Origin of the sequence: Hespellia stercorisuis DSM 15480 (assembly GCF_900142165.1) — a bacterium.
GTDB lineage: Bacteria > Bacillota > Clostridia > Lachnospirales > Lachnospiraceae > Hespellia > Hespellia stercorisuis.
This window is the reverse complement of record NZ_FQZY01000051.1, coordinates 23,511-31,314: the sequence shown is the minus strand read 5'-3', so window position 1 is coordinate 31,314 and position 7,804 is coordinate 23,511. Positions and strand designations below refer to the sequence as shown.

At 45.2% G+C, this 7,804-nt stretch carries 9 protein-coding genes and 1 pseudogene; 3 read left to right on the top strand and 7 right to left on the bottom strand.

Translation table 11 applies throughout. The annotated features are described in order from the left end of the window. Positions 1-293: IS66 family transposase (locus BUB85_RS14940; RefSeq protein WP_143160739.1), on the top strand; the 293-nt coding region annotated here is incomplete at its 5' end. Between the two features lie 18 nt (positions 294-311). On the opposite strand, the pseudogene BUB85_RS14935 reads toward BUB85_RS14940, so the two are convergent. After that, positions 312-770, bottom strand: a pseudogene (locus BUB85_RS14935) (nucleoside recognition domain-containing protein); the annotation flags it as partial. A 1-nt stretch (position 771) separates the two neighbouring features. Next, positions 772-2,523: a DUF885 domain-containing protein gene (locus tag BUB85_RS14930; protein WP_073111929.1), complete on the bottom strand. Its 1,752-nt coding sequence runs from the start codon at positions 2,521-2,523 to the stop codon at positions 772-774. Positions 2,524-2,660: 137 nt separating this feature from the next. On the opposite strand from BUB85_RS14930, the gene BUB85_RS14925 reads away from it, so the two are divergent. Next, positions 2,661-3,188 carry a spore maturation protein gene (locus BUB85_RS14925; protein ID WP_073111927.1) on the top strand — a complete coding sequence of 176 codons (528 nt, stop codon included), beginning with the start codon at positions 2,661-2,663 and terminating at the stop codon, positions 3,186-3,188. Positions 3,189-3,639: 451 nt separating this feature from the next. Further along, positions 3,640-4,383, top strand: coding sequence for a sensor histidine kinase (locus BUB85_RS14920; protein ID WP_073111925.1), 744 nt, complete (start codon positions 3,640-3,642; stop codon positions 4,381-4,383). A gap of 23 nt (positions 4,384-4,406) precedes the next feature. Here BUB85_RS14920 and BUB85_RS14915 read toward each other — a convergent pair whose 3' ends face one another. The 5 genes from BUB85_RS14915 to BUB85_RS14895 all read right to left on the bottom strand — a co-directional run bounded on the left by BUB85_RS14915 (position 4,407) and on the right by BUB85_RS14895 (position 7,737). After that, entirely contained in the window at positions 4,407-5,003 is a 597-nt protein-coding gene (locus BUB85_RS14915) for a rhomboid family intramembrane serine protease (RefSeq protein ID WP_242945449.1), read from the bottom strand. 48 nt (positions 5,004-5,051) lie between these two features. Next, positions 5,052-5,783, bottom strand: coding sequence for a DUF6382 domain-containing protein (locus BUB85_RS14910; RefSeq protein ID WP_073111922.1), 732 nt, complete (start codon positions 5,781-5,783; stop codon positions 5,052-5,054). 91 nt (positions 5,784-5,874) lie between these two features. Then, positions 5,875-6,366: a TadE family protein gene (locus BUB85_RS14905; protein ID WP_084534070.1), complete on the bottom strand. Its 492-nt coding sequence runs from the start codon at positions 6,364-6,366 to the stop codon at positions 5,875-5,877. A 133-nt stretch (positions 6,367-6,499) separates the two neighbouring features. After that, positions 6,500-6,952 (bottom strand): prepilin peptidase, encoded by a 453-nt coding sequence (locus BUB85_RS14900; RefSeq protein ID WP_073111920.1) that lies wholly within the window; start codon positions 6,950-6,952, stop codon positions 6,500-6,502. Then, positions 6,940-7,737 (bottom strand): TadE/TadG family type IV pilus assembly protein, encoded by a 798-nt coding sequence (locus BUB85_RS14895; RefSeq protein WP_073111918.1) that lies wholly within the window; start codon positions 7,735-7,737, stop codon positions 6,940-6,942. Before BUB85_RS14895 ends, BUB85_RS14900 begins: the two co-directional genes overlap by 13 nt. Between the last annotated feature and the right edge of the window lie 67 nt (positions 7,738-7,804).

Genomic DNA, 7,804 nt, shown 5'->3' with positions numbered 1-7,804 from the left:
GAAAGAAAAAGACCAAGGTACTAAATCTAATTGACAGACTTGTGAATTACAAGGCATCAGTCTGCTTATTTATAAAGAATCTCTGTGTTCCGTTTGATAATAACCTTGCGGAACGTGATTTGCGCATGATTAAGGTTAAAACCAAGGTCTCAGGATGTTTTCGCAGTGAGGAAGGCGCACAGGAATATCTTACAATCATGAGCTATATTGGGACTGCTCATAAGCATGGAATAAATGCTTTTACAGCAATCAGAGAAGCCCTTTTAGGGAATTCCGATATCATCTTTAACTAATGGAGTTCTGAACAGTTACGAAATATTAATAATTAGAAATGTACACATTTCATTACTGGCCACGCCTCTCTTTCGTACCGGTCCTGATATTCTTCGCCCTCTTCTCTCCTCTTCCAGTTTTTCCAATTCCTCCATCGCCTTCAGTCCGGCGGGTGTTGCTGCCCAGCCAAGTCCCAGAAAATTCGCGGTCATGTTCAGCGTAATGCTCGCAATAGCCGGATGACCTTTTGGAATGTGTGGAAACAGAAAATGGATGAGCGGCTGAATCCCATGCGAAAGTTTTTCTATAACGCCTGCTTCTCTGGCTATTTCCATCAGCCCCATCCAGAAGGACATGACCCCCACCATCGTAATGCAAAGGGAAACAGCTTCTTTGGATGCGTCCAGTGCTGCCAGTGTAACATCTCCCGCCCTGCCGTTAAGCGCTGCATATGCAATCCCCACCAGCAGCATCCCCGCCCACAGTTTATTCAGCATCTTACAGCACTCCCTCTTTCAGATAATAATTCACGGCGTATTCTTTCACAATGCTAAAAGGCGCGGGACCTACTTTCAGAACGGCTTCATGATACGCTTTCTGGGAGAAATCATCGCCCTGTTTTTCCATTAGATCCTTTTTCATTTCCAAAAATTCCAGATAGCCAATATAGTATTTCAGATAATTCCCCGGATCTCCGATGATCAGATTCCATATAGATTCCAGCGCATCCGCATCTTTAATCCCATACCCCGCAAAAAATTGCGTGGTATCGTAAAATGTCCAGCCATCATAGTGAATCCCCATATCTGCCAACGCATACAATCCCAATATAAACGAACTGTTTTTCTGTAACAGCACAGCCTGCTCACTGGTCAGCGGGGCAAAATAATAGCTCATCATCTCGCTGTACGTCGCCCAGCCCTCCACGTAGCCGCCAAAGTCAAGGATCTGCCGGATTGGACTGGGATTCTGATTCGAGTAATACATCGTCTGGTAGAGATGCCCCGGGTATCCCTCATGAGCAAGCGTGGTGTACAGCATCAGATTGTTCTGCATCTGGGATTTATTGACATATATAATATTCTCCGTCACATTGTCAATAGTCGGAATCATGTAAAACGCGGGACTCATATGCTCCTCCAGAGCGGTGGGCACATACTTGATCCGTGATGTCACAGCCGGTGCCTTCGGAAAGTATTTTTCCGTGTTTTTCTCAAGATCATTTAACATGGTTACCGGATTGTCTCCCGGGAGGGCTGCCGTCTCCTTTGCCTGATCTGTTCCCAGTCCAAGAATTTTTTCCATATCCTCCAAATCGGACAGCATCTGCGCTTTTGTCGCCTCCTGCATCTGTGTTACCGTCTTGGACGAGCCAGTCTGTTTTACTGCCAGCCATTCATAGTACGATTTCCCCTCAGGGAAATAGCATAATCCATTTTTGTTCGTTCCCTTCCCCATCATGGACTTCAATTCTGCAATTAATTTGTCGTATGCCGGCAGTACATATTCCGCCACAGCCTTTGCATTATCCCGGATATATGCATCTTTCTCCTGCCCGTCAAGCTGCTCCATCGCATTCAGCCGCTCAACAAACGTTGCATAAAGATAATTATTTTCTTTCATATTTACAAATGCTTCGCACTGATCCACCACCATCCCGAGAATCGCGTCGGACATCAGCAGGCCTGCTGCCGCTTTCTTTTTTTCGAAGACTTCCACCGATTCCAGATACGCCGGAACTGACTCCATCAATTGCAGATATGTTTTCACATCCTCCGTCTCCTGCAGCCGATATTCCGAAAGCAGCAGCGGGATCTGTGTCTGTGCTCCGTTTACCGGACTCAGCGGTTCCTCGTACAGACAGTAGGAAACGCCTTTATCCGCCATGTCCAGATAATAACGCAGCACATCGTATGTCAGCTTATTCTCCACAGACAGATTTTCTTTCGAGAATCTGTCCAGCGCTGCGCTCTCATTTTCTATCACTGTTTTCTGTGCCGTCTGACTGACATCGCAGTTTCCAAACGATGCCTGCTGTGCTTTAATCCCATACTCCTCGGGATTCTGAAGTGTATAGTGCAGGCTGATTGTATTGGACGACACCTCCCGGCAAAACAACTCTCTTGTTAATTTTTCAAAATCCTGATTACTATGTCCTGAATCGGATGTGATCTTTTCGCAGCCCGTCGTGAACAGAACCACTAAGAAAAGAAGTGCAAAAGCAGCATAAGACCTGAACCGTTTTACCATTTGACCTCGCACGAACAATGCTTTCTATATCTTATGCGTTCTTTTTCATTCTATGTATCACGAATAAATACAGCGCAAACTTCATATACTACCAAAACACCGAAAACGCAGACATGTAATCTGCAGAAAGCGATTCCATGAATCTTTTCCTGTCTTTTTTCGATTTGATTACACCTGTCCTGATTTTTTTGATTATCCTTTTCGGTCTGCACTCCGGGGTCAATGTTTATGAAGCCTTCATCCGCGGAGCAAAAGACGGACTTCACACAGTGTTGAAAATCATGCCGACGCTGATCGGGCTCATGATTGCCGTAGGTGTGCTCCGCTCATCCGGTTTTCTTGATATCGTTTCAAATGTTGTCGGAAGGTTCAGCGCACTCTTTCATTTTCCGGGGGAACTCGTCCCACTGGCCATTGTAAAAATGTTTTCTTCCTCCGCCGCCACCGGTCTGCTTCTGGATATTTTCCGAACCTTCGGTCCCGATTCCCGTCTTGGCATTATCGCATCTATTATGCTATCCTGCACTGAGACTATCTTCTATACAATGAGTGTCTACTTTATGAGTGCCAAAGTCACCCGGACCCGCTGGACACTTCCCGGTGCGCTGCTCGCAACCTCCGCCGCTCTGGTCGCAAGCGTCATCTGCTCCGGCCTGGTCCGCTGATCCTTCAAAAGAGATTCTCAAACCAAAGTTTCATAAATCGTTCATCCTTCCGGCTGGTACGTTGATCCTCCCGAAGAGATTCTCAGACCGATCAGTTGCTTGTCCGTAAGCATCCCCCGTTTCAAATGCGCAAAGTACCAGGTACAGGTTTCGAATGTCCACTTTACACTTCTGTCATTTTCCGTCTTTTTCTGTCGAAGGAATCTTGTTGAATCTCTGTTTTCTGTCTGCTACACTTTTTATAAGACAGATGCATAAAAAAGTGAACTTTGTTCACCGGCATCTGCGCAAGCGCTAAGGTTCCTCCTTAGCATAGGTTATGCATTGGACAGATGCATAAAAAGTGAACTTTGTTCACTGGCATCTGTGTAAACGCTAAGATTCCTTCTTAGCACATGTTATACAAGGATTTGGCAATTATTCATCTTTAGAAAAAGACGGAGGGGTCACTATGTTACATAATATAGACAAACAGAAGATGAACCAGCTTATGGACCGCGACAAAGACGCCAAGATCATCATCAACCAATTATTAGAAAATCATAACGTCGCATTATCTACAATCGCTCATGAAATACGAAATCCACTCACTTTGGTTTACTCTGCACTACAGGTAATGGAAATCCAGCATCCCGAACTTTCCACTTATCCTCATTGGTCCCAGACTAAATCAGATATCGAGTTTATGTGCCAGCTGTTAAATGACTTATCGCGTTACAGCAGCGGCCACACTTTAAACCATTCCGCATTTTCTATGAAAGACTTTCTAAAAAATATTGCTGTTTCATTTGCTATTTCTCTAGAGGACAGCAATATTGAATTTACCTCACGCATCGACAAAGGCCTCGGCACTTTCACCGGTGATAAAATCAAGCTGAAGGAAGTTCTTCTGAATCTCCTCGCAAATGCCCGGGACGCTGTTCAAAGTGTTCATTCCGGAGACGGCCGTGGCAAAATCTGCCTCTCGGCACATCCTGATATACATGGCATTGTCATCGAATGCTTTGATAACGGCTGCGGCATAAGCGACGATATCATCGATCATATTTTTGATCCTTTTGTCACTCACAAGGAAAACGGGACCGGATTAGGTCTGGCCATCTCCAGACAGATTATCGAATCCCACAATGGTTCTATTCAGGCACACTCTTCTCCCGAAACCGGCACTACTTTTATAATCCATCTGGCGTGCTGACACATCACTTTTCCCAAAAACACTCAGGCATGGGCTCTTCTGGGATGGTACAGCAACACCGCCAGAATAAATCCGGCCACCAGCCCGCCTATATGTGCCAGATTGTCTACGCCACTGCTCGTAAGCCCATAATATAGTGTGAGGACCACCATGAAAATCAGTCCTCTGCCAGATACATTTCCCACACTTCCGCGGTTTCGGATTGCCATATACAGCATCGCTCCCACCAGCCCGAAAATCGCTCCGGACGCGCCAGCCGACACAACGCTTTCTCCCTCCAATACGTTCCAACAGAGAGAGAGCATATTCCCCCCAAGGCCACTCACAAAATAAATGATCAGATACCGAATCTTGCCAATCTCCAATTCCATCGTCCAGCCAAGGACCCCCAGCATCACCATATTGTTAAACAGATGATTCACTCCAAAGTGCAGAAACAGACTGGTAAACATCCGATAGTACTGATGTCCATTCACAACATACAAATCATACATCGCGCCATGCTGCACCATAAATTCTGCATCCTCCGTTCTGCCGATAAAGGAAAGTCCCAAAAACACAATAATGTTTGCAGCCACCAGGGCAATCGTACATACCGCTTTTTTATTCTTATTGTCCACGCTTTTTCTCCATTTCGCTTTGATTTCTGCAATCATTATACCCTTATTTTATTTATTTGTAAATTTTTCTTCCATTACCAGTCCTTCCCACACACCCCATTTTTGCCGTTTTCGCCTGCGCACACCTCTTTTTATATTGCCCCAGGTCCCACCAAGTTCCTGTATTGTGGGGACATCCTCATATTCCTCGTCCTCCAGCTCAAATATATTTCCCCGTTCCTCCGTTTCCCGGGAATCCGTATCCTCTTTCTTGTTCTGATATTCTTCCAGAATCTGCTCGATATCATAATGCTCTTCCATGGTCGATTTGTGGAGTTCATATGCCAGATAAATCCCTTCTTTCTCCTCATAATTTACCTGACTGACAAAATACTCTGTGAGCCTGTGAAATGCACCGCAAAGTTCTGTATTCCTTGTCGGTAAATAGCAGAAATAAAATTGTTTCTTTTGAAAGAAAATATGATCAGGTTCAAGCAAAAGTTTATCTGCGCTGAGCATGTGCCTCTTTAAAGCCTTGATTGTCTGCACAAGCTGAACAATAAACAGTTCTATATCACTTCGCTCCATCTTTGTCTTCTCGAACATCGCTCTCATTGACACCATGCCGCTGATTTTATAAGAATACTGACTGAAATCATCGATTCCTCTGGCATCCACCTCCAGGATTCCCGGAATCTGGTTTGCGTGCAGCATCGGAATCTGATAATCCTCCACATAAAAGTCAGGAACTTCTATTTTTAAGTATGCATTATTTAAGTCATGTTTAAATACAGTTTCCATATTTTCCCTCTTTACACTTTCTTAAATTTATTTTTTCAGTTTTTTCACAGTGCCATTCCATCACAGGTTTTTATTAGGATTCGCCGCTTTTTTATTGAGATTCACCGCCATTTTTTACTTTTCGCAGCAGACGGATATATTTTTCCGGCTCTGTGACGGATGCACGCTGTTCAATATGAATCCGCATTCTTTTCTTTGATGCCGAGCTGCTGACTGTAATATAGGATGAATTTTTGCTGACATTCACTGATGCACTTGAAAACAGGATCATCTTTCCCTCCAGACGCTGCAGAAAATGAGTCTGAAGCTCCCCTTCATCAAAACCTTTCGGTGTCCGTTCTTTCTGCGAACCCAAAACCGCCGTCTCATAAGCAATGGCATTGAGAATATTTTTGTCATGATAGTAAAAGCACAGATTCATCACCACCACGAAAACCAGCAATACAATCGGCATGACATAGGCCATCTCGACTGTTGCGCTGCCACTCAGCCTGAATCGCTGTTTTGTATCTTCCTCTCTCTTTCTCTCCGGCACTTTCTCTGCTATTTTTTTCAACATATTCTCCGCTGCTTTCCCTGCCACTTTATCCTCCCCACTTTCTCCATCTCACATCCCACTCATAATATCCCTCTCATAACATCTCACTCTCAACATCCCACTCATAACATCTTACTCTCAACATCCCACTCTCAACATCTCACTCTCAACATGTCACTCATAACATCATCACGCCCACATATGCCAACGCCAGAAACGGAATAAATGGAAATGCTGTTTTCTTCGAAAATCTTTTGATCATTATCTGTGCTGCTGCAAACAATGCAGCCATCCAGAACGCCAGCATCAGCAGATACAATACATCCCATATTCCAAGAAACAGCCCAAGTATCATGATTACGAAGCTGTCCCCACACCCCAGTGCCTCCCTCGTCACCCTGCTCACCAGAAAAAACAGTCCCCCCACCGCTCCCCCTGCTGCCACCAGAAGGATATCCTGTCCTCCCGTGCCTGAGCAGAGTAAAAACGATCCACCTTCCGCCGCTCTTCCCAGCAGTATGCAGATTCCTCCTGCTGCCAGCGTCCACAGCGGTACACTATGATGCCTGATATCAATCAGCGAGAGAATCCCGAGAAAAATACCACATATGACTCTGCTTATTGTCCACATCTTGAGCACGCTCCTTTCCCTTCCACCTCTGACAGTGCCACCGCATAAATCGTCCGTTTCAGCCCGCTGCAGGTCAGAGAAGAATGATAGCGGTCCCCATCATTTGTGATATAAACGCCACCGATCATATTTCCGCCTCCACATCTCTCACAGCAACGATACTTCCCTCCGGAATCATTTCGCATTCCAGGGACTGCTGCCAGCGACACCGTCTGTATTGACAGCTTCAGATATGTGCAGTTATAGTCCTTGTGGTAGACGTTTCCTGTATCCGTTATGTAAACCGTGACCTCATTGTTTTCATCCATTCCGTCCTTCACATATCCGGTCCAGGCCTTCATTCTGAATTTCTCTCTGTATTTTGCCGTGGCTCCCGTAAATTGCGGGAGCGGAAGTCTCACCTTGTATTCCACACAGATCTGCATCTCCCCAGTGCTTGAAGAAGCATAGGATTTATAACAATGCAGTCCGGAACTTCCGTCTACTACAATGCTCCGGTCAAGTCTGCCACTTCCGACGGCTCTCACTATATCCGACTGTAATTTCACGGGATTGATGACCGGAGCCAGATACATTTCTTTTGCAGCGATCTTTGCCGCACTGTGCACGCCCGCTTTCACACTTGTCTGAATTGCCGAAATTTCCAACAGATATACGAGCGCAATGACCGCAAAAAAGAAAACGGGAAGTGCCAATGCGGCTTCTACCGTCACACTTGCCTTTGGGATATATACAGACGCCCTCTCAGACGGGCGATTTGGGGTTGTATTGTTTGTTTTATTCAAAAGACTTTTCCTTTCTTTCAAATTAATGCATAAATAGGGTGTAATGCACGTTTCAGAATATTTGTGT